The sequence below is a fragment of the Dokdonia ponticola genome (assembly GCF_042653865.1).
Taxonomy (GTDB): domain Bacteria; phylum Bacteroidota; class Bacteroidia; order Flavobacteriales; family Flavobacteriaceae; genus Dokdonia; species Dokdonia ponticola.
Window position 1 is genome coordinate 1 of sequence record NZ_JBHSFV010000004.1, and the last position, 26,743, is coordinate 26,743.

The 26,743-nt window shown below is 33.9% G+C and carries 18 protein-coding genes, 1 tRNA gene and 1 pseudogene; 11 read left to right on the plus strand and 9 right to left on the minus strand.

Features of this window, described 5'->3' with window-relative positions; genetic code table 11:
• Positions 1-2,675: pseudogene (locus ACFO3O_RS08025) on the minus strand (hypothetical protein); the annotation flags it as partial.
• 728 nt (positions 2,676-3,403) lie between these two features.
• Between ACFO3O_RS08025 and ACFO3O_RS08030 the strand changes: the two are divergent.
• The gene (locus ACFO3O_RS08030) at positions 3,404-3,673 is read left to right on the plus strand and encodes a hypothetical protein (protein WP_379978082.1); all 270 of its coding nucleotides are present in this window, start codon (positions 3,404-3,406) and stop codon (positions 3,671-3,673) included.
• Between the two features lie 123 nt (positions 3,674-3,796).
• Here the strand turns inward: ACFO3O_RS08030 and ACFO3O_RS08035 are convergent, their stop codons facing one another.
• The 3 genes from ACFO3O_RS08035 to ACFO3O_RS08045 all read right to left on the minus strand — a co-directional run bounded on the left by ACFO3O_RS08035 (position 3,797) and on the right by ACFO3O_RS08045 (position 6,404).
• On the minus strand, positions 3,797-4,939 hold the full coding sequence (locus ACFO3O_RS08035) for a glycosyltransferase (RefSeq protein ID WP_379978083.1): 1,143 nt from the start codon (positions 4,937-4,939) through the stop codon (positions 3,797-3,799).
• A gap of 292 nt (positions 4,940-5,231) precedes the next feature.
• Complete coding sequence (locus tag ACFO3O_RS08040) at positions 5,232-5,687, minus strand: hypothetical protein (RefSeq protein WP_379978084.1); 456 nt, start codon at positions 5,685-5,687, stop codon at positions 5,232-5,234.
• A gap of 462 nt (positions 5,688-6,149) precedes the next feature.
• Positions 6,150-6,404 carry a hypothetical protein gene (locus tag ACFO3O_RS08045; RefSeq protein ID WP_299210790.1) on the minus strand — a complete coding sequence of 85 codons (255 nt, stop codon included), beginning with the start codon at positions 6,402-6,404 and terminating at the stop codon, positions 6,150-6,152.
• 326 nt (positions 6,405-6,730) lie between these two features.
• Between ACFO3O_RS08045 and ACFO3O_RS08050 the strand changes: the two genes are divergently transcribed.
• The 4 genes from ACFO3O_RS08050 (at position 6,731) to ACFO3O_RS08065 (ending at position 10,598) form a co-directional block, all read left to right on the plus strand.
• Entirely contained in the window at positions 6,731-7,192 is a 462-nt protein-coding gene (locus ACFO3O_RS08050) for a hypothetical protein (RefSeq protein WP_379978085.1), read from the plus strand.
• A gap of 236 nt (positions 7,193-7,428) precedes the next feature.
• The gene (locus tag ACFO3O_RS08055) at positions 7,429-7,788 is read left to right on the plus strand and encodes a hypothetical protein (protein ID WP_379978086.1); all 360 of its coding nucleotides are present in this window, start codon (positions 7,429-7,431) and stop codon (positions 7,786-7,788) included.
• A gap of 4 nt (positions 7,789-7,792) precedes the next feature.
• Entirely contained in the window at positions 7,793-9,169 is a 1,377-nt protein-coding gene (locus ACFO3O_RS08060; protein WP_379978087.1) for a tyrosine-type recombinase/integrase, read from the plus strand.
• Positions 9,170-9,332: 163 nt separating this feature from the next.
• Positions 9,333-10,598, plus strand: coding sequence for an IS256 family transposase (locus ACFO3O_RS08065; protein WP_379978088.1), 1,266 nt, complete (start codon positions 9,333-9,335; stop codon positions 10,596-10,598).
• A 215-nt stretch (positions 10,599-10,813) separates the two neighbouring features.
• On the opposite strand, the gene ACFO3O_RS08070 is transcribed toward ACFO3O_RS08065, so the two are convergent.
• The 5 genes from ACFO3O_RS08070 to ACFO3O_RS08090 form a co-directional block, all read right to left on the minus strand.
• Entirely contained in the window at positions 10,814-11,485 is a 672-nt protein-coding gene (locus ACFO3O_RS08070; RefSeq protein WP_379978089.1) for a hypothetical protein, read from the minus strand.
• Between the two features lies 1 nt (position 11,486).
• Positions 11,487-14,435: an HsdM family class I SAM-dependent methyltransferase gene (locus tag ACFO3O_RS08075; protein ID WP_379978090.1), complete on the minus strand. Its 2,949-nt coding sequence runs from the start codon at positions 14,433-14,435 to the stop codon at positions 11,487-11,489.
• 949 nt (positions 14,436-15,384) lie between these two features.
• Positions 15,385-15,457: transfer RNA gene (locus ACFO3O_RS08080), tRNA-Met, on the minus strand.
• A gap of 167 nt (positions 15,458-15,624) precedes the next feature.
• Positions 15,625-16,386, minus strand: a complete 762-nt coding sequence (locus ACFO3O_RS08085; protein WP_379978091.1) for a SpoIIAA family protein — start codon at positions 16,384-16,386, stop codon at positions 15,625-15,627.
• A gap of 92 nt (positions 16,387-16,478) precedes the next feature.
• The gene (locus tag ACFO3O_RS08090; protein ID WP_379978092.1) at positions 16,479-18,446 is read right to left on the minus strand and encodes a putative porin; all 1,968 of its coding nucleotides are present in this window, start codon (positions 18,444-18,446) and stop codon (positions 16,479-16,481) included.
• 66 nt (positions 18,447-18,512) lie between these two features.
• Here ACFO3O_RS08090 and ACFO3O_RS08095 point away from each other — a divergent pair, with 66 nt between their 5' ends.
• The 6 genes from ACFO3O_RS08095 to ACFO3O_RS08120 all read left to right on the plus strand — a co-directional run bounded on the left by ACFO3O_RS08095 (position 18,513) and on the right by ACFO3O_RS08120 (position 26,742).
• Positions 18,513-19,166 carry a ribonuclease HII gene (locus ACFO3O_RS08095; RefSeq protein ID WP_379978093.1) on the plus strand — a complete coding sequence of 218 codons (654 nt, stop codon included), beginning with the start codon at positions 18,513-18,515 and terminating at the stop codon, positions 19,164-19,166.
• 59 nt (positions 19,167-19,225) lie between these two features.
• Positions 19,226-21,700: a hypothetical protein gene (locus ACFO3O_RS08100; protein WP_379978094.1), complete on the plus strand. Its 2,475-nt coding sequence runs from the start codon at positions 19,226-19,228 to the stop codon at positions 21,698-21,700.
• Between the two features lie 217 nt (positions 21,701-21,917).
• Entirely contained in the window at positions 21,918-24,908 is a 2,991-nt protein-coding gene (locus ACFO3O_RS08105; protein ID WP_379978095.1) for a hybrid sensor histidine kinase/response regulator transcription factor, read from the plus strand.
• Between the two features lie 153 nt (positions 24,909-25,061).
• Positions 25,062-25,214, plus strand: a complete 153-nt coding sequence (locus ACFO3O_RS08110) for a hypothetical protein (RefSeq protein WP_379978096.1) — start codon at positions 25,062-25,064, stop codon at positions 25,212-25,214.
• 55 nt (positions 25,215-25,269) lie between these two features.
• Complete coding sequence (locus ACFO3O_RS08115) at positions 25,270-26,319, plus strand: Kelch repeat-containing protein (RefSeq protein ID WP_379978097.1); 1,050 nt, start codon at positions 25,270-25,272, stop codon at positions 26,317-26,319.
• 18 nt (positions 26,320-26,337) lie between these two features.
• Positions 26,338-26,742, plus strand: a complete 405-nt coding sequence (locus tag ACFO3O_RS08120; RefSeq protein ID WP_379978098.1) for a hypothetical protein — start codon at positions 26,338-26,340, stop codon at positions 26,740-26,742.
• The last annotated feature ends 1 nt before the right edge of the window (position 26,743 follow it).

Consider the following 26,743-nt stretch of genomic DNA (forward strand, 5'->3'; position numbering starts at 1 on the left):
TTGAAATACTTATTTACGATTCGCTTTTTATCAAAACGGTCATCTTCCCATTTTGCAAAGGGTGGATTCGTGACCATCACATCAAAATAATGTTTCCACTTCTGCGGAAAAGGCTTTGAGGCGTTTAGGGCGTGTACCTCTGAAAACCGCTGAAATTTAAGCGAAGCCAATCGCGAGGTATCAATCTCATTAGTAATGGTTTTGTGGGGTTTAGCACCGACAAGTAATAGTCCATTACCTGCACTTGGCTCAAAAACAGCTTCGGCATTTCTCATACCCGTGTACTCGGCTAGCATGGCTCCAATAAGACAAGGGGTAGAATACTGCTTGTACTTTTCTTTACTACTATCCGAATACGCATACGTAGGTTGTACATCCGTCCAAAATCGAATCATGGCTTTTAAACTTTCTTCAAAAGGCGAAATTTGAAGGTATAATTGACGATACCATAAAAGCCAAGAGAGTTCCACCGCTTCCCATAGCATTCCTAAAGTAGGCGCCCCCGTAGTAGCTAATAAAGCCTCTACTTTCTTTTTAGAAAGGCGTTCCCCATTGTGATAATGCGTGTGCATAATCGCCACGATTTGATCTAAATAGGTAGTGTCCTCCTTTTGGGGTTCTCTCTGTTCTGAAGGGTTAGGACTTGATAGGCTTTCTATATACTGAACAACATGATTTCTTGATTGCTTTAAAAGCATGATTGTCCAATCGATATTTTGATAGGCTTCTTTTGATGCTCCTTTGGGTTTGCCCGTCTTAGGATTGATAAGGGATTTTTGAGCTTCTTGTTCATTGGTGATTAACTCATCTATCAAGCTCAGGGTAAACCCTACATCTTTTACAGGACGGTACCCTTCTACAGCGTGCCACCACTGCTTTTTATCAGTAGTGCTAGATATAATCTCTCCAAGAGGGCGCACCGCTCTATGATGGGTATAAATATTGATATACGGATAAGTAAGAGCGGTAGGGAATTCCAATTCTTTAAAAATAACTTCTCCTTGCTTTTCAAAATGGCGAAGTAATTCCCCACGACTCACAGCAATTCCATAATCCGTGGGATGAGCAAATTGCATGAGTTCAAATAGTGAAGTAGCGTTAGCCGTTTCTAAATTGTTATCTGAAATAGATCTTAAATAGGGATAATCTCTTTTGATAAGATCACGCATAGAAAAATTAATCGCCCCATAAGCAAAATGTTCGCCAATGCCCTCTGGAACCATCATATTCTCTAGGGTTTCTTCTTGAATTGTTTTTGTATGAATTGCAGGGGTATCTTCATCTTTTAGTGTGGCAAGTCCGAAAAACTCTATTAAAATCAAAACCTGAAATGTGATCGTATCAGAAATTGACTCTTTGTAGTGCTTTCTAAACTGATCAACCGCAAGTTCTACCTCTTGTTGTAAGTTGTCAGATTCACTCGCATCTAGTAACGCTTCAATTAGTCTCTGTGCTAATTCCTTATCATCTTGCAACCCGTCTAGGGCTAGGTGTAATTTTTGAATAACCCGCTGGACGACTCCATATCCATCTTCCTGTTTTTTCTGAGCGTATTCTCTGTCTAATTGAGAGATAATTTTAATAGGCTTTGTTTCAGTAATGACTTGTTTTTCATTAGAAACCTCTTTTTTTAAAGGTGTTTTTTGAGTTTTAGGATTAATTGTTGTTTGAGAAAGTTCAATACCTTTTTCTTTCGCGAAAGCTCGAATACTAATGCCTACAGCTTTCATTCGTTTTTTATGAAGGGAATCATTATTTAAAATAGCATCGCCATTTTCTATTTCTGTTTCCACTTGTTTTATAAGAGATACAAAACCTGCTTTTAATGCCTTTTTATGAGTTGGAAATTGCGGATCATAGATACTTGGCGATCCTGAATAGCCAGAGAAATTCCCGAAGTTTTTTTGATAACTCAGCCCATAACTATACTTCTTGTTTTCTAATTGCGCTATTGAAATTTTAGCACTGTATTTTATTTTTTTAGCTATGGGGATAGTATACTCCCAAAGGGTTTGTTTTTTTTCTTTAGCCTTATTTATGAATTGTTTTTCGGTTTCTTGATTTGGTTTTTTTTGGGTAGGTTGAGGATTTTCTTCTTTTGTTTGAGTGATTATTACTACGTTTTCTTCAATAGGTTCTTTGAGCGTTTCAACAGCAGTTTCTTTTATAGCTATCGGATCAGTTTTATAAGAATCCGCACTAAGTATAATGCGACCATTGTAAAATAGATCTCTGCTATCTGCCTTATAATTTTTAGGATATATATTAATTTTTCTTAATTCCTCTTTAAAGTGGATTTCACTAAATTGTTCTGCAATTTTTGTGGCTAGCGGTACTAATGGCTCAAATACCACGTATTCTTCCTTTTTTTTAGTAGCATCCTTGAATAGGAGTTGCACTTTGCTAAACTTATCATTTGTAATGTGATCTTTTGAAGGCTCGTAGGAAGGATGAATCACAATCGTATCCCATGGTAAATCATTCTGTATCGCATTTTGAAAGTCCTTTATAAATTGATGATAAGAAGGGCGGTCTTTAGCAAATAGTTTTAAGGGAGCGTATTTGTAATCTCTAAAACCCAACTCCTTTAGATAATCCAATAGATTTTCAGAAATTTCACTTTCAAAGTGAAGTCCTATGCTTTTTTCTTTATTGTATTGAATCTTGAATTTCAAACCGTATTTCTTTTGAGCCAAAGTACTCTCGCTATGCAAGGATTCCTTGGCGCGACTTTGGTAAAGTGACAAAAGAGGTATTTTTTAGCCCGATAAATAATTGAATACGAGTAATTTGAAAAATGGAAGGGGTGACAAAAAAAGGTAAATAGTCTAAAAACAGTATGTTTTCAGTAGAGGAGAGTTATTCTATTTCAAGTGAAAAAAGTTAATAAAAGTACTGCCCTGAAAAACTCCTTTTTATTAATGAAGGTGTTTACTCCAGAAAAAGATAGTCTTTAGGATACATAGTTATAGAAATTAGCTTACGAAAACTTGCTCAGCAAAAATCCTCTTTTTCTATCCATAGAGCTGTTTTGTTCAGAAAAAAAGATAATCTCTAGGATACATAGTTATAGAAATTGGCTTGTGAAAATTTGCTCAGTAAAATCCTCTTTCTCTATCAATAGAGCTGTTTTGTTCAGAAAAAAAGATACTCTTTAGAATATATAGTTATAGAAATTGGGGTGTGAAAATTTGCTCAGTAAAATCCTCTTTCTCTATCAATAGAGCTGTTCTGTTCAGAAAAAAAGATACTCTTTGGGATATATAGTTATAGAAATTAGCTTGCGAAAACTTGCTCAGTAAAATCCTCTTTTTCTATCAATAGAGCTGTTTTGTTCAGAGAAAAAGATAATCTTTAGGATACATAGTTATAGGAATTGGCTTGTGAAAATTCATTACTTTCGATGCCTGAAAATAATATCGTGAATAAAAGAAAAATACTTCCAGAGGTAATAACAGATTTTATCGTTCCACTTTTTGTGTGTGAGAAACTAAACGCAAAAAATGTATTTGTGGTTGAACAAAGTGAATTTGATTCTGCAACAAATAACACGTATGTGGCATGTAAGAAATTAGATTATCAAGAGGAGGCAGAAGTAATTATTTATTCGGCTCAGAATTCTCCAAGAATCGTCAAATATAAAAGAGAATTGCAAAGCCTGCTTTTGACATAAGCTAGATATTTTAGCTAATGAAACGATATTCAATTTTTCATCAAATATCACCTTTTATGTATATCAAATTTGAGCCTAAATTTGTTTAAAAGGACAATAAAGCTAAGAAGTGTTTTTATAAGTCTAGCTAAATATGGAAGTGATTTTTGTTAGATTCTTTCGCGTATAACTATGATCGCTCCAAATCATTTTGATAGTATGTGAGACCAGTCGCTTTCTAAAGCTTTTGTTTTCTAATAAAGTTATTATATGTGATTCCCAATCAGAATCCTCCAAAACTAAAAGCCCCGCTTCTTGTTTTTCTATGATAGCTGCCACAGGGTGATTCTTACAAGCAATAGAGGGAATCCCCAAAGCAGATACTTCCAAATAGTAATGGGTTGGATCATACTTTGAGTATTCAGAAATATTAAAAAGAGCGATGCGAAGTTGTAACTTTAAAAGTCGTTCAAAGTAGTCAAGAAAGTTTCCTCTTTTGAAAAAAAACATATTCGACTCAAGACTGTAGGGTTTTTGATCTCCTTTATAGTCAAAAATAATAAAAGATATTTCATATCCCTTTTGACTTAGTTTTTTTAGAAGTGTTGGCAATAATGCCATGAAGGTCTTTGAAGGATTAAATACACCAATAGTTACAGAATTTAATTCATCCTTATTGATAGGTTTTAGATTTTCAAAACTTATTCTGGAGATAAGAGTGGGCATACTTGTCAGATGACATTTTACATCGTTAAAATAGAACTTTATGGCTGAACGATATTGTTCAACCAACAGTTCATTTTGACAAATACAGATATCAAGTAAATTTACATTAGTAATTAATTGGTCTTTTATAGCCTTGTTAATCTTCTTATAGTTACTATGCCAAGAGGGAGTCTTGTGATAATTCCCGTCTAAATTCATGACAATTTGCAGATGAGGATATAACAAACGTATAATTTGTAGTGTGTATGTAATATCTGTTAGAATCGTTGGAAATACAATATAGTGCGCCCATTTTAATAACCGCACATCTAATATATTCACATACTCAAAGAAATCTGAACTTACATGATCTAATTCAATGCTATTGAGTATCGCTCTATGTGTTGTTGTTTTATTGAGTTCTAAAGCAGGCAGTATGCTACTATAATAACCTTGTGAGTGTAATCTAGGACTTACATATAATATGTGAACTTTACCATCGTGAGGATCATAATTTGGATATCGTTTTACAAAAGGAGTTACAGTTTTTAAATGTTTATAGAACTCAATAATAGTTTGCATACAGGCTATAGATGATTATTAGTGTAATGTCAAGAACATTTGACCTGACTCATAATGTGCAATCAAAGTATTACTAGCTAAATCATAGATTTTAATCTTTTTAGCATGGGGGATATACTGGGTAATCTTATTCTGAAACCTTTGTAATCCTATTGCTCTGTCTTTAGAACGTGAATGGCTACTTCCTCAATCTAACGAGTAGAAAGTTTTGATATTGCTATCGGAAAACCAAACAATCATCTTAGAGTATGAATCGATTGAAATTGCCCATCTTTTGCGTATTGGCATGATATTAAGATTTAAAAAATGTGATAAATTCACTAAGCAATACTTCACTCGTATTTTGCATACCAATCGTGTATATTTTTACATTTTCTTTTTTTAAAATTACCATTCGGACTCCTATTGATTTTAACGGCGAAGGATCTTCAAAAGTCCTAAAGTAATTTTTTAACTTTTCTTCAACAATAGATTTTCCAATAAGGCTAGCAGTAAATCCATCTGTAAAGAATAAAGCAACTTCGTCTAATGGAATTATTTTAATAGGTTTATTCCCTTGAAATAGCTTGATTGATAGTTCTTCGCCCGTTTGAAGAATTTGTAGTGAGATAGCCTCATTATGATGAGAGGTTCTTACTAGGGAATTAGCATACTTTGTGAAATGTTGGGCAATACGATCTTCTTCGGATAAAGAATCCAAAAGAAGATTTTTGAGCTTGTTAGAAATACTCTTTTTAAAAATTGTCATACTTGTTTTTTTAATGAAATAATTAATCCTTCCCTTAAATTAATTCACAGAAATAAAAAAGGTTTTAAGAGTTCTGAATAGTCGCCTTTACTTAATACTCATATAGATATTTATGATTTTCGCCGAAAGGAACTACTAACTCACAAAAACAATCTGTATATCTTTAAAAAGTGCTACAGGATTGTGATGGCTGGCTTAAAACCTGCGCACCAATCCATCATGTCTCCTGTTTTAGCACTTTTTCCTATGTAAGGAGATTCTAAAATGAGCTTAGCCCCATTATTAAGGGCTTTAAAGCATTACATATTTATAAAAATTGATCATATCAATTAATGAAAGTAAAGTCATAAAAACCCATAGTATAAGTGAATTACTTATTCCTATTTAGTTGTGGTTGTTGAATGTAAATAAGGTTAGGAGATATTCTAGCAGGTGTGGTGCGAATGCTAGAATATGATAGTTTTAACGATTTTTATATCGTTTGACAAGGGTATCAAATTTCTTGTCTAGCTCTTCTTGTTCTTCAAGCTTCTTAGCAACTAAAGCTACACAAGACCTATATAGAGCATTTCTAGTATAGGGTTTAATTCTCTTGTTGTTAAAGAACTTCGAGATCGTTGATCGAGCCGATCCAGTAGCCTTTTGTAATACTTCAACGGGATTGCTGTAGAGACCAAACATGGTCTCTACAATTTCTGAGATTCTTTTCTGATTCATGTGCAAAAGGGTTTTTCATAAAGTGGTGCAATTTGTTTTTTCTAAAATGACTCAAATAGTTTGCCATATTCATTGTATATAACAATTAATTAACGTTAAATAGTATATTATTTGATTATAAAGTAACAAAATAAGATTTTCAAAAACTAATTTTGAACGCAATTGACTTAGAATTGACTCTTTACTGATTACCTTTGTAAAGTCGCTATGAAGTACTAGCAAAGTAGTTGTGAATTTGTGATGAAGTCGTAGTGACTTATTACTATACTAATTTTAATACCTTATATTCACATAACCAACAGTATAACTAAACAACCAATTTTTTTATGCAAGCGCCACAACCAACCCTTTATCCAGAAACTATCAAATTTTTAGAGGTTATAGAAGAAATTAAAGAAACCAATAGACTTTTGAAAGTAGAACCTAAGACAAACATTGGAATATCTAATCTGATTTACCCAACGGATAGAACGATTTTCTCTAAATTAAAAACAGGTATGCGTAAACGAGTTCCTATGGATGCGCTCTTGAACCTTGCTAAACATTTTAAAATCGATATGAATTATATATTCTACGATAATTTTGAGATTAACTACTTCCCTGAAGTATTACAAGAATCTACTACTAAAAACCAAGCCAATTATAGTGTGTCAGATGACCATTTACGCATCATTAACAAAAACAACTACAATGCACTTGGACTTACCATTAAGCTCTATGAGCAAATGATGAATTTAATGGAACAGAATCGTAACTTATCTGAAAATAAGAAAGTTAAATCTAAGTAAAAAATTATAGTATCTCTTTACTATGTAACTGCATGAAGTCCTACTAACTTAGTAGTATCTCTTTAGTGTAGCAGAATTAGCGCATGATCGTACACAAAGGTTTCTTAGCTTTGGTAAGTACACTATTTAAGTGATATGATATCATTTAAAATAGTCTATCTATTGAGAGGGAATCTTTATTCCCAAAGTATTCATCCATATACTGAAAACCTGCACAGTATTATAATTCAGTTCGTATGGAAAGTAATAAATTCTATGAGTTAAAAGAGTTAAGAAACATTCTTCCAATTACAGATCAGCGAACCATCGCAAAATGGTTAAGCGATCATCATATCCCAATCCAACATATTGCGGGTAAAAAAGTAGTCCATCGATTTATGGTCGACATGGAAATTGACAAATCACTTGTCAAAGAGCTAAAACTAAAATATCCTGAGAAATGGGAAGAGCTTTATACCTGTTATCAGGATAATGATCGTTTAGGGTATTTGTTACTATTAGATGATGAGTTTGTGCCTACTAAGCGATATGAATCCATCCTAATAAAAGATGTAGAACAAAAGTCAAGCCTTGCAGCACAACTTTTAAAAGGATAGGGCTATGACAAATAAAAAAAAATTACCCATTAGAACAAACAAGCACAAAGGGCTAATGATCTATTGTCCTAATAATGATTGTAAAAAGTATTTTACTTGGACAGAACAAGCTATTAAAGTTGATGGTAAAACAAAATATAAACACGCTAGTTGTGGTATTTCTGGTTATAGCTATACTACTTGTAAATCAAAAGAGAAACACGTTTTTAAAGCCAGAGTTCACATTCCAGGAACCGTAAAAGGAACTATTAGCAGAACACTAAAGGCAGAGACCTATACTGATGCCGTAGTAGAGGCTATTGCTTTTGAAAAAGAAGTGAAAGAAAAAATAATTGATGTGAATGTATCTTTAACTCCTAAAAAACAACCTCGCAATCAAGTGTATTTAGCATCCGCTCAATCTGCGTACATTCTTTTTTTAGAGAATATTGATGTTGCGGATCATCTTAAAAAAGAACGTACTCAAAAGCACATCAAAGAAGTATTCAAATCGCTAACACAGTTTAATGATGCATTAAAGAAAAAAGGGATAAAGAAAACCCTCATACGAATGCTTCAAATAAATGATGATCACGTAGGTTATTTTCACAGCTATCTTTTGAATGAAAAGCAATATGCTAATAAAACCTATAACAATAAAATAGGAGTCCTTAGAAGCTTCTTTGCTTGGGCAATTACTGAATTTGAGCTTAACATGACTAATCCATTTTCTAAAGCAAGAAATAGAACCGTCAATAAACGCAATGATTCTATTACTATTGGGGAATACAAGGCATTATTAAAAGCTATTACACCCGAAAATGGAATTTCTTATGAAGGTAAAGACAAAAAAACAAAGAGGAATAGATATAAGCCTTGGTTAAAATCTGCTATCGAATTAGGACTCCAAACAGGAGGGAGAAGGGAAGAAATCATCATCCTTACATGGGATATGATAAAATATGTAGAAAATGAACCTAGTTATTTGGAAGTTCCTAATCTAAAAGTAGAACGAGGTAAAGGCATAGGATTTAATGATGATGTGCCTCCTAAAATTATTCCAATTACAGTTGATTTATTAGACTTGTTAAATCGTTTAGGATTTGAAGAGAAAAAAAACACCAAAGAATATCTATTAAATATGAATAGGGAAACAAGCCCCAATGTTCTTATAGAACAGATGTCCAAAGGATTTTCTCATTTCTATAAATTACTAGAAACAGGTAAAAGCATTCAATTTAAACACCTGCGAAAAACGTATATTAGTTATATGAAATTAGCGATGGGATCGGAAACAGGAAACTTAACCTCTCACTCCTCGAATGAAGTTATTGACAAAAACTATGTTGACAAAAGAGTTATTGCGAATGCACAAAGGAAATTTAAGCTTTTTAAATCCTGAAATTCTAGAAATATTTCCAGATATACTCACAATTTCAAAGATTAAAAACAACTAAGATTAATTCAGAAAAAGAAAAACAGCTGTAAATTATGTTTCTAAAGAGGGTGTAAATTAAACTCTGTCTGAAATAAATTTTAATTATTAATTTTATTCAGACAGAATCATGAAAACAAAACAACAAACAGAATTCGAGAAAAAGGTACTTGATCAATTCATGTCAGGCAAGAACCTTTTCGGCAAAGAAGGTGCATTCGCTCCAATGCTTAAGAATGTTATTGAAAAGGCTCTAGAGGCCGAGATGGAAAGTCATCTTGACCAACAACAACGAGGCAATGGCAATAAACGCAATGGTAAAGGTAAAAAGACGATTAAAAGTGGTTTTGGCACTTTCGATATAGAAACACCTCAAGACAGACAAAGTAACTTTGCGCCTGAATTGGTCAAAAAGCGTCAAACTATTCTAGCAGATAATTTGTCAGATAAGATCATTGGACTCTATGGTTTAGGGATGAGTTATCGCGATATCTCTTCACATATCGAAGAAATGTACGATACTAATATCTCTCATACTGTTTTGAGCCAGATAACAGATAAAATTATACCCGATGTAAAAGCGTGGCAAAATCGCCCATTGGAACCACTCTATTGTATCGTATGGCTCGATGCGATGCACTATAAGGTAAAAGTAGATGGTAGAATAACCCATAAGGCACTATACAATATTTTAGGGATCAATAAGGAAGGGCGTAAGGAAATATTAGGCATGTACATATCCGAGAGCGAAGGAGCTAATTTTTGGCTACAAGTCTTAACCGACTTGAATAATCGTGGACTAGAGGACATCCTGATTGCCTGTACAGACAACCTTAAAGGCTTTACTGATGCGATATTGAGCGTATTCCCGAAAGCACAAGTACAGCTCTGCATCGTACATCAAATACGAAACTCTCTCAAATATATCGCTTCTAAAGATCAAAAAGAGTTTATGCGAGATCTTAAACTTGTTTATCGTGCTACTAGTAAAGAAGTCGCAGAGGATGCTTTGATTGATTTAGAGCAGAAGTGGGGCGACAAATACCCTGTTGTGATTGAAAGTTGGCAGCGCAACTGGGAGCAACTATCACAGTACTTTCAGTATACAGAACCTATTAGAAAGATTATATACACTACAAATGCAGTAGAAGGGTTCCACCGTCAGGTGCGTAAAGTGACCAAGACCAAAGGAGCATTTACAAACGATATGGCTCTTCTCAAACTAGTCTACTTGGCTACAAAAAACATTGAAAAGAAATGGACTAGCCCTTTGCACAATTGGAGTCTAACTATTCAACAACTTTATATTAAATTTGGGGAGCGGATACCGCTGATTTTAAATACCAATTCCTCTGGGGCTAGCCCCAGAGGAATTGAAACAACAGACAGAGTTTAATTTACAGACCCTTTCTAAAATCAATCAAGTTTTAAAAACATTAAAATCTAGTTTTCAAAGACTATTTACAACTATCTCATTTTGTGATGAATCCCATAAATGGGACACATTATTGTAAAATGATCATGGAGATAGCAGAGTAATCCACTATGTATCTAGACTGAATACGATTACTATAGTTTCACTAATGAGGGAAGAATTTAGGTTAATCCCTCCTAAGATATATCAATCCAAAAATGATGCAATTTAAGATTAGAACTCTGTCTAATTACTATCGATTCTATATAAATCTGCTTATCCCCTAATGTTATTGATTTCAACTTTTCTTGTTCAGACCATTCTGGCATTAGATCTAATATCCAAGTATTTACTCTCTTTAACCAATCATCAAAAGAATCTTTTTCGACATAACCTAAAATTCCACAATCCTTAAGTCCTTTTCCGTGCTTCTGTAGTTTAAAACGTTCTATTCCACCGTTAGGATTACCCGAAGGCGTTTTACCTATAACATATTCTTTTTCTCGACTTGCTGAAGGAGAAGGAAGCCTTTTAGCTTCCATAATAAAAACAGGCTCGTGATTCGCTCCTTCTTCAAGCATAGAATAATGTAAGTCTGGGATACCTTTTGTTTTATGATAAATATCTCTGTATTGTTCACCAACACGAACTGGAATACCTATTTTAGTAATATGCACCTGATTTTGATTTGCAAATAACATAGTTAGTTCATCTTCATTAAAAGTAGACTTATCTTCTTTATCTAAAGCTTTTTTAAAACTTGTTGGTGTAGATTTAATAGATTCGACAACTTTTTTAAGTAATCTATTTCTTGGAAAACTATGATTTGTGGAATTATCAACACTATTATTACTGTTATCTACAATCATATTAATATCCCATTTTAGAAAGGTCAATAATTGACTTATCTGCATCACGATAAGCCGAAAGTGACAACCAATATCTATATTGATTAGGTTTAATAATGACGATAGTATCCTTTATATGGTATAAACGAATAATTCGTTTTGAACTAAGATATTTTGATATATCAAAGGTCATCATTGAATGTAGATTAATATATCCTGTTTCGCCCCACTTAACTTTTTCTTTTAAATCATCATACTTAAAAATTGAAGCAATGTAGGCTCCTCCATAAATCTCAATAACTTCATCTATTCTAAATCGCTTTTCATTGTCAGAGTATAAAAGATTAAGCACATTTATGTATTGTTCTCCAAAATTTAATAAAGTTTTTTTAAAGCTTTTAGAAGAAATTTTTTCTAGAACAATGGAGTTGTTCCTTCTACTTAAAAAATCTTTATAATAACTAACAGTTTCTTTTATTATAACCTTCTCTATGTCAGAAAATGAATTGATAATATCATTTTTAAAAGGTAGGTTCATAATATCCCCTTTTGTAATAACAGTATCTTTATTAATAAAAAGTTTACCGCTTGTAGATAAAAGAAAACATTGTAAAATTTCGTTATTCTCTATTAAGTAACTTGATATTTTTTTCAGCAATTGAGCATCCTTTGAACTAAATCCTACAATTTCATTTGAAAAAGGGATTTTTTTATTGTTTATTGCCAAAGGTAATCGAACATCTTCTTTTAAAAGAAGATTAGGAACTTCATATACATCTTTATCCTTCAGTTTGTTATAGCTTTCTAAATAATAACTATCAATAACATCATAATCAATCTTTAAATTGTCAAATGAAGCATTTGAAAGAGTTTTTCCTCCTCCTGCACCTTCCCCTACTTTTAAAATATCAATGTTAGATGTACAAAATTTATCTAAATTTTGTACATCTAACATTTTCTTGATAATTTGATTCAATCTCCCTCCTCCTAATAAATTTATTTTCCAAACATAAGGGTTATCAATAGCTTCTTGTCTATTGATATAATTAAAATCATAATCGTCGACTTCAAAACTGATTCTGTTTTTTACTTGAGTTGTTGGCCTTACAATTAAATGTAAAATATTTTTTTGATTAGAAATATTTGAATTTTGAATAAATATAGCGGCTGTGGCTACTCTTGCTCCATTATCCCATAAGAGACCCTTCTCATATATGTGGGTAAAATCAAATATTTGTCGAACATTATAGTCTTGAAAAAATGCTTTTTTAAAAGCTTTTGATGTCGGATTGTATAATAAATTTGCAGATTTTTGAATCAAACATAACAATCCATCTTTTTCCAATAAAGAAATTGAATTAAGAAGAAATTTCAATGCTATTTGTTTTGAAGGAATTTTTATTTTAGCTTGAGTAAAATTAAATTCCCAAAATGTTTTTATTGAATTCTTTATACTTCCACTCCTACTAAATGGCGGATTTCCAATTATCAGAGAAAATTTAATATTATTAATTTTTTGAAAATTCTCTTTCTGTTTATCATATTCATTCAACAATTCTTCGCCATTTTCTGAGGGAGGAATCAGTTCATCAATAAAAAAATCAGAATGTAAAACATTATTTTCTGTTAAATCAATAAATTTCAAATCAGAAATTATCTGCCTAGGGTTTAAAGCATCACAAAGAGCAAGACATAAACTGAATGCTGTTAATTTTGTAGCTTGTTGTTCTTTATCAACCCCATAAATTAAAGAGATTAAATTTTTTAAAGCTTTTGGATTTGGATTATCCAAATTATTTTGCAATCTCCACCATTGTATTAATCTTTTAAAAGCCAATACAAGAAAAATCCCTGAGCCACAAGCTGGATCTAAAATTTTATATGTCGATAAGTCTATTTCATTATATTTTTTTAAAGGCATTGATTCATCAACCAAAAGTTGGGCAAGATGAGATGGTGTATAAAAAATACCTTCTTTTCTTTTTTTCTTTTTTTGATTTAAATCCTCATCATCATCACCTGCTAAAAATTCTTCATAAATTCTACTTATTAACTCAACTGGTATAAAGCTGAACTCATAAAACCTAATTAATTCGAAGATATGATTGTTTATTTCTTCAGGCTTTTTGTATGCTTTTAATGCTTCTGAAAGAGAAGATAAATCAATTAATTTTATAACTTCTTTTTCCTCTTCAGACCATTCAAATAAATTTCCATTTAAATCTCTTTGTAAATCTTCTAATAAGTTTACCAATTTATTTTTCTCTAAGACTTCAACAAAGTCTTTGGCATTATCATATTTTTTAACATATTTCTTGTTAAATGGGCTGTTACTGTTTTCGTCTTTTCTTTCTTCCAAATATTTAATCATTATCGATTGGATAATGACTTTCTTGACAATTCTATTCCGAAAAGCATCTTTAGAATTAGAACTTTGTCTAATAATTTCCTTAATCCATTCTATTAAAATATCATAAGCAGATGAATTAAACTTAAATTTATTTTTATTTTCTAATTCTTCCCAAAACGCACCAGTCTTAATTTTTATAGCAAACTGTTCATTATATAACTGATGTGCTATTGCAACAATTCCTAGGCTTGCAAGATAGACTGGCGTATTATCTTTTTTTATATGCTGCGTACAATCAAGGATTTTAATTTCTGCATCATAAAAAGCACAAACTATTGGCACAGTACCATTACTCCATACTTTCTTTTGAATATCTGTTAAATTATTTTGGTTGAAGAGTTCATTTGTAAAATCAAACAAATAAATTTGAGGCTTAAATCTATCAAGTTCTTTTCTAAAAAAGACCGCATCAGCTTTGAAACGAATTGCTTTTTCTAAATGGATTCTTAATTCTAAATCATCTATTGAATTTATATCTTGACATAAAAAAAGACAATCATTTTTCTCCTTGTCAAAACCAAGAACCTGAAAGCCTTTATCTAATTTTTGAGATATTTCCATCAACATTTAGGAGTATATGGTAAACTACAAAATTAATTGAATTAAAATTTATATACTAAGGAATAATTAAAAATACTTGGAATATTTCCATATATCATTACAATGACCTTCTCATCAGATTAAGAATACATTATCCTCTTGCCCTGCTATCTCTATGATACTTTTAAAATAAAGCACCCCTTACAAGGGAAATTACTCAAAGTATGGTCTTTGTATAATTCTAAATTATCATAGTTTTTTTTTCAAACGCTAAACAATGAAAAGAGTTTCCTACGATACATCGATTAAACATATTACTCGCCACAGACTTTTACAACACATACTCACTGAAGAACAAATAGCTCTGATTCCAAGCTGTAATATTTCACGATGGAAACAAGAGTCTGACAATAAATACCTATACAGCGAGGTTAATGAAATTATTACCTAAGAAGTAGATCTTATCAAAAGATTAAATCAATCTTCTAACATAGAGAAAAACACCTGTAAAGTATGCTTCTAAAATTAATCAAGTTGTAAAAATATTAGAAGCAAAGCTGATAAAACAGCTTTGCTTCTAATTTAAAATCTAGTTTTCAAAGACTATTTACAACTATCTCATTTTGTGATAAATCCCACAAATGGGATACATTATTGTAAAATGATCATGGAGATAGTACCGTGATTGAGGAAACAATCCAATTGATTTTGAATGAAAATATTGTGAATTACGAATACGACACGGAAATGAAAAGAATTAAACTAAAATCAGACAAATAAAGTCAACGCTTACTACCCATCTAAACAGCATAAACCGAAAACCCAAGTCTAATTTCTTAAAAAGAGTATAAAAACCCTACGTTAAAACCCTACGTTAAACCCTACGTTATACCGAAATTCTCTCTTCAAAATTATTTAAAAACGAGCATAAACAAAAACAACCTCTTGATTATCAGGAGGTTGTTACTAGTAGCGGGAACAGGACTCGAACCTGTGACCTTCGGGTTATGAGCCCGACGAGCTGCCTACTGCTCTATCCCGCGATATATGATCCAAATAACACGTTTCTTGATTAGGCCATCAGTACTGTGTTATTGGACGGCAAATATACAAACATTTTTTGAGTTACAAGTGATTTTTACAGAAATTTATTTTTATTGTAAAAAGTATGTTTTACCCTATAAATAAAAAAAGAAATTACTGCTAAAAATCAGTTACTTACATTAGCAATCCAAGAGATGGCAGACAACCGATCTTTTGTAGGAAAGTATTTTAAAGTAGCTCCTATTAAGATATTGTCAATTGCAGCTAGCGCATGAATCCATTTACGATCAGTTACTAAGGCTATTTTATGAAAACGTTTGGAATATTCTAATGGGAAAAGAGCTCCTATGGTCGCGGCACTTAATGAGAAATGTTCAATATTACTATCTTCTAGATATAAGTTGATCTTATCATGAACTTTGAACTTCTCTAAAATCTGAGAGCGAAGCTCTAAAATGGCATCCTTATCCATAGTACCCTCTATGAGGTATCCTACAGTATTATCTGCAAAACTAAAATCTGCTAACATGTGATTTAGGGGTAATTTAACAGTTGTAATATACAAATTAGAATTAACTTGAGAAACCCATTGCATGGCTTCTATCCTTCGATCAGAAGTATAATTACGAATATCACCACTAACAAACTGATTATTAATAGCCGATAACAAATGAATCCATGATCGATCTGTTACCATGGCCACTTTATGAAATCGTTTGTGATGCTGTAACGGGAAAATAATTCCCACCATCACAGAGTATAACGTAAAGTAGGCGACACCTCTATCCTCTAGATACACATTAATACGATCATGAATCTCTAACTTACGCTCTATTTGATCACGCAAAGCATTGATCGTTTTTTCATCCATGGGTCCGTCAAACACATAGGCAATCGTATTATCTGCTAAATCGTAATCTAAAACCATAAGACTATAAACTCAAAATTCATATATAAATTGTAACGGTGTTTCCATAAAGAACGTTTCCTAATAAAAGCCTTAAAAACCTCTAGATATCGCTACAAAAAGAAATTCCAAACAATCCCAAATCGCACATTAAAATCACGATACGGATACCCTGGTGCACTAAAAAAATCATTTCCTGTAAAAGCACTATTTAAGTGTTCTGCTTTAAAAAATATACGTGTTTGACGCACTTTCATATTCACAAAAAAGTCAATCAAAGGAAAACCTCCTATCTCTTGATTATTTTGCACATAAAACTCCGCAAGGACAGGGTCGTATGCATTCAAATTATAGGCTGTAAAATATTGAACGGTAACTCCTGTTTGTAAAAACAATGCATTCTTAAACACTCGGTCTGTAAAGTACAAACTCCCTCTCGTAAGAATATCTGGCGTATTAAGAGCCCCTTCTTGTCCACTTACATTTTGAAACGTAACCGTAGCATCTAGCCCAAATTTACCATACGTAATTTCCTTGTTGGCCGTAATCTTGAGATGATTAATAGTTTCACTCGCTTGAAACGAATTAACAAGGGAATCAACAGGGGATACGCCAAAATACGTGTAGTTAGAAATCGTACTCGCTGAAGCATCAAGATTCACCCATTTCTTTGCTTCTAATCGTGCCGAAAGTGTGTTTGTTTTCACATTTTCGTATATAGGTGCATTATGCCAATTGTAATTCAGATAATTACTTTGATACAACAAATGATTGTATCCTGCCGGACTAGAATTACTTAGAATACTTGCAGAAAACACGTTGTCTGGAGTGATATCATAAGATGCTTTTCCGTAGATGTTGAATCCATCAAAATCTCCCGTAATATTCACCTGTGCAGCTCCTTCTACTGCAATCTTTCCTATCGTATTTTTATACTTCCCTCCTGCCGCTATAATTGTTCCTTGTAGTCGATTCGGAATCCGTTCTTGTATCCCATCTCCATCGACATCTTGTATAAGAATCGAGTTATATCCATAATTATAATACGTCGCATTGGTTTGGAAGGTAAGCTCGCCTAAGTCTTTATCTGTAAATACCGCATACAACTCATTATACGTCTCTTCATTATCCGTTCTGTCTCTAAAGTTAGCCTGTTGAAAAGCATCTCCAAAAAGATCAGAAGCCGTTGTTTGCCTATACTCATAAAACTTATCCTCACTATTAAATACATGGCCAATCTTAAGAGAATAATCAGAAATACTATCTTTTTTAGCTAGCAACTTATAGTGATGATTGACATACACGCGAGTACCATCAAGGATATTTTCGGCATCCTCAAAATTCACCTGCAATCTCGATCTATCATTAAACTGATCATCATTACTCGTAAACTGTTCAATCGCGATATCTTGCAACCCGCCATTTTCTTGATTCAGTAAATCCTGAGCGACCCAGTGCGCATTGATCTGATATCTATCATCCTTCGTTCTATAAGTACCTGCTAGTCTAAAATTCCCTGTGCTCGTTAAGGCATGTTGATATTTACCTAAACTACGCAATCCTTTATAAGCTATTGAAAAATTAAGCCTCGGTGAGGTATTCATCGTAAAAAAAGCATCTAGCTGTTGCCCTTGTTCAAAAGCACTTCTAAAATACAATTCCGTTACAGGCGTAGGCAAATAGTAATACTTAATATCTTCTATCTCCATATAGTTAAAATGCCTTGACTGCGCCACACTATTAGGGAGTGTAGATTGCTTATCAAAATCATACACTAACGTATTATGTGTTTGTCCTGTATTGGCAAAAGGCAATAATCCATACCGATCCCTACGCAAATAATTAAACTTATAATCTTTAGCAATGGTAAGAGAAGTATCTACGGTAATTGTATCATTTTGAATAGATATAATTTTATAATCTTTTATGGGAGGTCTTACAAAATCTGCCACCTTATTATTACTTATATTTCCTTGAGTCCCTCCTGTTCTAGTGCCTACATTTTGCCTTCCGAGCGCAGGAAATTGCGCATACATAGACGAACTCAGAAGTATAAATAACAAAACAACAAATGTCTTCATATATAATTTTGAAGAGCCAAAGTTAATTTTTTTACGCGTAATCCCGTATTTTACAACTCTAAAACGATGTTAAAGCTTAAATTTCATACTAATCTCATAGAGTGTGGTACAGACGAAGCAGGCCGCGGGTGCCTTGCTGGCCCTGTAACTGCTGCTGCTGTCATACTTCCTGACGACTTTAAAAATGATGTGCTTACAGACTCAAAACAACTTTCTGAGCGTAAGCGAGAAGTCCTAAAACCTATCATTGAACAAGAAGCCATCAGCTTCGGGGTGGTTCATGTCATGATGGACGAGATCGATAAAATCAACATTTTAAACGCTTCTATTCTAGGAATGCACCGCAGTATTGATGTGATGACAGCTACGCTTTCGCGAAAGCGTACCCTACAACATATCCTTGTAGACGGAAACAGATTTAAACCTTATCCAGATATTACGCACACCTGTGTGATCAAAGGCGACGGAAAATATTTACCTATTGCAGCAGCTTCTATCCTCGCAAAAACAGAAAGAGATCGCTTTATGGAACGTATCCATAAAGAGTATCCTATGTACAACTGGAAAAAAAATAAGGGATACCCTACCAAAGAACATCGAGAAGCGATCCGAAAGTACGGCATCACAAAATACCACCGTAAAAGCTTTAGACTCCTCCCCGAACAATATGAATTGGATTTTAATAATACCCTTGTTAAAAACCTCGTAGATAACTCCTGAACCTAAATAGTGATTTCCTCTAGACAAGTCCTTACATTTGAAGAAAGGGATCCTTTAGTATGAAACGTTTTTTTTTAATTCTCATCGTCTTATGTTTTGTTGCGTGTGAACAAGAACAAAGCACTGTAACATCACCACTTACAAAATACATCCCTCGTAAAGCGAGTATTGTTGTCAAAACCAAAAACATCAAAGGGTTACAATCTGCTATAAAAAATAATGACCTTATCCAGGCATTCACCAAAACTCGATATCAGGATTTTTTAACAAGTACGACACCTCTTTTAAAAGACTTGAAATCAAAAAACGAAACCCTGATCTGCTATACACAAATAGGCAACAACACCTATGATGTAAGCATCCTCACAAAAGCAACTCCCGAAGTTTTTACCCTAGACAGCACCAAAACTACGCAAACAAAGCTCGGAAACGCCTCCCCTTCTATCATAAAAATAACATCGCAAGAGGCTACGTTTTACACCCTAGAACTCGATGGCGTTTTTATGGCCAGCACCTCTGAGTTACTTTTGGAAAATACACTCAGAGAACGAAAGGATAACGGTATCACAAATGACACCGATTTTATCACAGCCTACAATGCTACTAGTAATGCTACGGCTAGTATTTTAGTAAAAGGAAGTGAGATGGATGATGTTTGGACAACCCTATATCCCAATGCAAAAGATCATCCTTTGCAAAGAGCATTTTCATGGTCATTAGGCGATGTAGACATGTCTCAAAACGACATTAAAATCAGTGGTGTCACCCTTGTTAAAGATTCTACAGAACAGCGTCTACTCTTATTTAAAGACACCAAACCTGTCAATAACACTATTGACCAAATAACACCTATCACTGCGCAAAGCATGACGGCTATCTCTTATGACAACTGGAGTACGTACAAAAATAATTTGGCTGAATTACATAAAATAGATCCTTCAAAATTCATCATTAAAGGAGAAGACATTGTACGCTCTTTTGACGAAGTAGGGACCATCCAATTAGATGGAGGAACTGTGATTGTAGGGCATACCACAGATGCTATGGTTACAGAAGAAGCACTCGCCTCTTATAAAGAAGAAGAAACGAGTTACCGACAGATTCCTGTATATCGTTTTAAAGACCAGACAGTATTTACAAAAACCTATGAACTTATCCTAGATGCGCCATCAGTACAATTATACTGTGCTCTAGATAATTTTTATGTATTTGCAGACACGCAAGAACATTTGGAAACTATTATTGCAAACTATCAAAATAATGCAACGCTTACAGCCTCTACCGTCTATAAAAACACAAAATCACAACTAAGCGATGCTTCTAGCCTTCTCAGAATTACCAACACTGAAAAGATCAAATACCAAGAGCTGGTTTCTGAAAAAGAAGCCGCTGCATTCAAAAAAATAAACGTCACTGATTATCCATTTGCTGCATTACAACTTATTCAAGATTCCAATTTTATGCATCTTACCATCGTCATCAATAAAAATGAAAATATTCAGAAAGATGGTGCGATTACACAAATAGCAAGTACAAAACTTGAGACGTCTATTTCTCGAGCGCCCCAGTTGGTGAAAAATCATCGCACCAAAGGATCCGATATACTTTTACAAGACGAGGGAAACATATTACATTTAATTAGCAACAGCGGAAAATTATTATGGCAAAAAGAATTGGATGGTCCTATTTTAGGGAAAGTACAACAAGTAGACCTGTATCGGAATGGCAGGCTCCAACTTGCTTTTGTAACACCAAAAACTTGGTATATTTTAGATCGAAATGGCAATGAAGTAGCCCCTTTTTCGGTAAGTTTTAAGGAGAACATCACCCAACCATTAGCCGTTTTTGATTATGAAAACAATCGTAAGTATCGTTTTATCATTACACAAGGGAAGCAAGTGCAAATGTTTGACAAAGATGCCAAAATTGTAAATGGCTTCGGTTTTTCAAAAACAGAAAATGATATCATCTATCCTCCTAAGCATCTACAAATAAACAACAAAGATTATATTATCATTGCAGAAAACAGTGGTAAGCTTCACATCTTGAGCCGTACTGGAAAATCTAGAGTTGATGTTAAGGAACGCATAGATTTTGGAGACACTCCCATCTTTAAAGAAAAAAACACCTTTACTACCTATGATATTAATGGTGGTAAAATAAACATTACCACAGGTGGTACATTAACACGAACACAGAGTGATATCGTCACAAATACGATTGTACATACAAACGGAAATACAACTGCTTCGCTTCTAGAAAATAAGCTCATCATCAATAACAAAGAGATCGCACTAGACTATGGAGCTTATACAACACCAGAAATTTTTAAAGTAGGCAAAAAAGTGTTAATTACACTGACCAATACAGAGACAAGTCAAGTCTTGTGTTTTAATGAAAAAGGAGAGCCCATAGACAACTTCCCTGTCTACGGAATTGGACCAGCATATTTTGATTATTTAGAACGCAATAAGAATCTTGGATTTGTAACACAAGGGGATGCCAATAGCATTCTGATTTATCAGATTAATTAGCACTGTATCAATCTCTGAAAAAAGAATATGAGCTACTAAAAAACCCAAGCAAATCATGCAGGTAAATAGCAGCATAGTTCTAAAAAAGGGATAAAACTTCATAAACTTACTTCAAATGCTACCATGTAACACATATATGTTACATATGTGATACTAGTAGGATATTAGTATTTATATAATTGCGTACATTTATAACACTCACTAATCCTATCTCGCTATGCGAATAATATTCTTATTGTTTGTCATTATAATTTGTTCTAAGTCTGTTCATGGTCAAACTCAAAAAAAAATTGACTCATTACATAGCATTATAGCAAATACGAATGATATTGATACAAAATTAGAAGCATATGCAGAGATTATAAATATAGAATCTTCAACAAACCTAGATCACATGCTTCTAAGTATTGAAAAGGTGAAAGATTTACATAAAAAAGAATCTTGTGATAAATGTCTTGGTATTGCGATGTATTGGGAAGGTCGTTATCATTATTATAATGGCAATTTTGCAAAAGCAATTCCATTTTTTGAATCAGCAGTTAAAACTTCTTTTGAGGCCGGTGATAACTACACTAGCAACAAAGCCCTTACGCTACTTTCAGCAATATATTTTAGCGTAAATGACTATCCAAATGCTGAGAAATATGCAAATCAACTCATCACTAAAGGAGAAGCACAAAGTGAACTATCTGATGCACTTATAGACGGTTATTTTATGAAGGGACTCATTAATGATGACCAAAGCTATTATAGTTTAGCAATCACTAATTACAACAAAGCTGATTCTTTAAACTCAGTAAAAAAAGGCCCAAATTTTCATGCATATCAGGCAAAACTATACAACAACCTTTCCATTGTTTTTATACAAGTAGAAGACTTTGAGAAAGCCGAAGAGTATCTAAAAAAAACAGAACTTAATTACAAAAAAGATGAAAATAAAGAAGGATTATACTCTGTAAAGCAAAATTTCGGGTATTTAAAAGTTGAACAAGGAGATTATCAGAAAGCAATTGATATTTTATCTGAGACAAACACCTATTACAAAGAGCTTAAAATGAAGCATAGAGAAGGGGAATCTAACTACCTATTGGGGCGAGCCTATTATGGACTAAATCAATATAGAAAAGCCATACAACATTTAGATAGATCTTTAGTAGCTTTTAAGAATGCAGGAGATACCCTAAATTCAGGGCTAAGCCATAAATACATAGGCGATAATTATCTAAAAATAAACAATGTAGATAGCTCAGCCTACCATTTCAAACAAGCTTTAGATATTTTTAATTCCTTGAATGCTCATAGAAATCAATTAAACACTTTGAAATCTTACGCGAGTTTATTTGAAAAAACAAAAGATTATCAAAAAGCACTACAGTTATTCAAAGAAGTAGATAGCATCAATGCTATTTTTCAAATAAAGCAAAATGAAAAAAGTGTTTTTGAATTAGACACCAAATACCAAACCGAGAAAAAAGAACAAGAAATTGCACTACTACAAGCGCAAAACCAGGCTGTAGAAGCTCAAAAGAAAAACCAACGCAATCTTTTATTAGGAGGCATTGGATTGACTTCTATCGCAGGAATCTTCCTCTTTTTAGGATTTAGAAACCGTAAAAAAACAAACGATAAATTACGTGAGTTAGACTCCATGAAGTCAAGCTTTTTTGAAAATATCTCTCATGAATTTAGAACCCCATTAGCACTCATCGCTGGACCCGTAGAGCAGCAACTTCAGAAAACAGATATAGAGCCTTCAGAAAAGAAAAACTTAACCATTGCGCAACGTAATACCAAACGTTTACTCACGCTTGTAGATCAATTACTGGACCTATCAAAACTAGAAACAGGTCATTTCAAACTCAAAGTACAACAAGGAGACTTAGGTGTTTTCTTAAAATCACTCGCCAGTTCTTTTAACTATCTTGCACAAGAGAACAACCAAACCTATACAGTCAACATTGATGTTCCTGAGAATACCTATTATTTTGATGCCGATGCGGTAGAAAAAATAGTCACAAATCTCATCAGCAACGCGATAAAGTTCAGTCCTAACGGAGAAGCGATAGAAATCACAGGAACGATACAAGATCAAAAATTACAGCTTAGCATTAAAAATTCAGGGGCTCCACTGTCCCAAGAAGCACTTCAAACCATCTTTAACCGTTTTGAACGTATCGATGAGCAAACCGCTGGGACAGGCATCGGTCTGGCACTTTCAAAAGAATTAGTTGTATTACACAAAGGAACGATCCAGGCACATAGTAAAGATCCTTGGACAACATTTACAATGACTGTACCTGTTACTGAAGCAGCATTTTCTGAAACTGAAAAAGCAAAGGGAGTAATCTCTGAGACCGCTTTCGCGAACCTGCCTCGCCGGCAGGCAGGAGCGGAAACCACCTCCATACAAGATGAAATCACAATAGAAGAAATTGATATATTCTCAAAAGACACCCAACCTATCCTACTCATTATAGACGACAACGCCGATCTGAGAACCTATGTGAGTTCGCTATTTGAGGACACATACACCATATATATGGCACAAGATGGTGCCGAAGGCTTTGACATCGCCTCTTCGGTAGTTCCCGATCTGATTATTACAGATCTCATGATGCCAAAAGATGATGGGATTACGCTTACGCGAAATTGCAAGACCACCGAAGCCACTTCACATATTCCTATTGTAATGCTCACCGCAAAAGCAGGAGACGAAAACCAACTCCTAGGCCTAGAAAACGGAGCTGACGCTTATATCTCAAAACCGTTTAACACCGAAATCCTTAAAACAACAGTCCATAATTTACTTGATACGCGCAAAAAACTACAAGAGCGTTTTAGTCAAGAAGTCATTCTGATTCCTAAGGATATGGCGGTAAATAGCGTAGACGAGCGTTTTCTTGACAATCTCAAAGAAGTCGTAGACACACAAATCATAGAATCTGATTTCACCACCGAATCTTTTGCAAAAGCATTAGGCATGAGCAGGATGCAATTACACAGAAAACTAAAAGCACTTACAGGACTTTCCTCAACAGAGTTTATACGAAGTCAGCGTCTGAAATTGGCTGCACAACTTCTTAAAAAATCAGAGATTAATGTATCACAAGTAGGATATGCTGTTGGATTTAATAACCATTCTTATTTCACAAAATGCTTTAAAGAACAATACGGAGTCTCCCCTTCTGACTACGCAAAAAAATCATAAATAACTTTTCTTCATAGGGGCTAACACCCCATTTTTACTAGCCTGTTACATATGTGACAGGCTTTGTTACATCTGTGCTAATCCTAAGCACCATTCTAAAATAGCTTTGTCTTCAAGTTAGTAGTTCATCATGGTTCACCTTTTAAAAACACAATGAATAAGAAGTCTAAACAACTTAAAGGCACACTTCCTCCAATGCCAGGTCATAAAATTTACCTCAATGTAAATGCACTTCAGGAAGGAGACTATGAATTAAAAATTATGGATAAAAATAAAGTCATCAAAAAAACAACTTTTAAAAAATAATCCTATGAAAATATACAATCCCACTTCTTTTGATCAACCACTTTAAACTACAATTATGAAAACAAATAAAACAGTAAAACAAATCATCTTACTATTCATCTTTGGAGCACTTGCCATAAGTTGTGCTAGCGATGATGAACCTGTTGTTGTAAACGAAATGCCTGAAGAAGAAATGATGGACCCTACCGATCCAGATATAGCAAATCTAGATCTCACGTTTACACTTCACACACAACAAGATCAAATCGGAGATTTTGCTTTCCAAGAGATGGCAGTCTTTAATGGAAGCGTGCACTCTTATTATGGCGCAGGACTAGGAGCTACTAAAGAAATGCCTTACAACTTAGGCGTCTGGCATAGTGATAATGGCATTGCCTGGGTATCTGACACCTCATTTGGCAGCGAGCGTAGAGGGCATTCTGTTACCGAATTTAATGGAGATTTATTTCTTATAGGCGGTGCAGATAATGATGACAATGACTTAGAAGAAGTATGGGTAAGCAACGACGGCGTTTTCTGGACTCTTGGATCAGACCTTCTTCCGTTTGGAGGAGTATCTTTTCATAGTACGGTAGCTTACAATGGACAGCTTTATCTTATTACGGATGATTACGAAGATGACGCGGGCACGCAAATGATGGCCGTATACAGATCTGATGATGGATTCAACTGGAATCTCATCGCAACCAATGTATTTCCTGTTCGTACTGCAGCAGAAACCGTCGTTTTTAATAATAAAATCTATCTCATAGGAGGTACCAATGACACTAATTTTCTAAATGATACCTGGACTACAGAAGATGGTATTACTTGGGCCGAAGTCACCCCTACGGGAGCATTTGTAGATCCTATTGTCTTTCACTCCCTAAACACATACGACAATGCATTATGGCTCATAGGAGGCTGGAGCATCACCAACCAATACAACAATCACATCTGGTATTCTCAAGACGGCATCAACTGGATTACGTATGATGGTGAGATTCCTTTTGACGGGTTATATGCACATGACGCGTTGGTGTATGGGGATGAGCTCTGGATTTTTGGAGGTGTACAAGAAGATGGACTCTCTGGTGCTATTGGCTCTATAAAAATAAATGACTAACACACTAATTACTATATCATGAAAACAACATTTTATCTCACTATCGTAGCAATGCTATTTGTGTCCGCTTTCGCGAAAGCGCAAACAAAAACAACCACAACCACAACAAAAGAAACCCCTACAACCCAAAACAACCTTCCAGCTAATGGAAATGTATTAGACCAGCAAGCACAAGTACTAGGAAATATTTTTGGTGATTTAGGTGGAATTAAGGAAATGCAAGGCATAGATGGCTATATGGATCTTCTTAATAAAAGTGATGTAGATCCAGAGCTCAAGAAAAAATTAACCGAGCAATACAAACTTATAGCGTTGAGTGATGATCCAAAAAAGAAAAAAGAGATGGAACTCAAATTCACGCAAATGTTACAAAAAGCCTTGAAAGAAGGTCAAGAAAAAGACGCATTAAAAACCAAAGGATAAT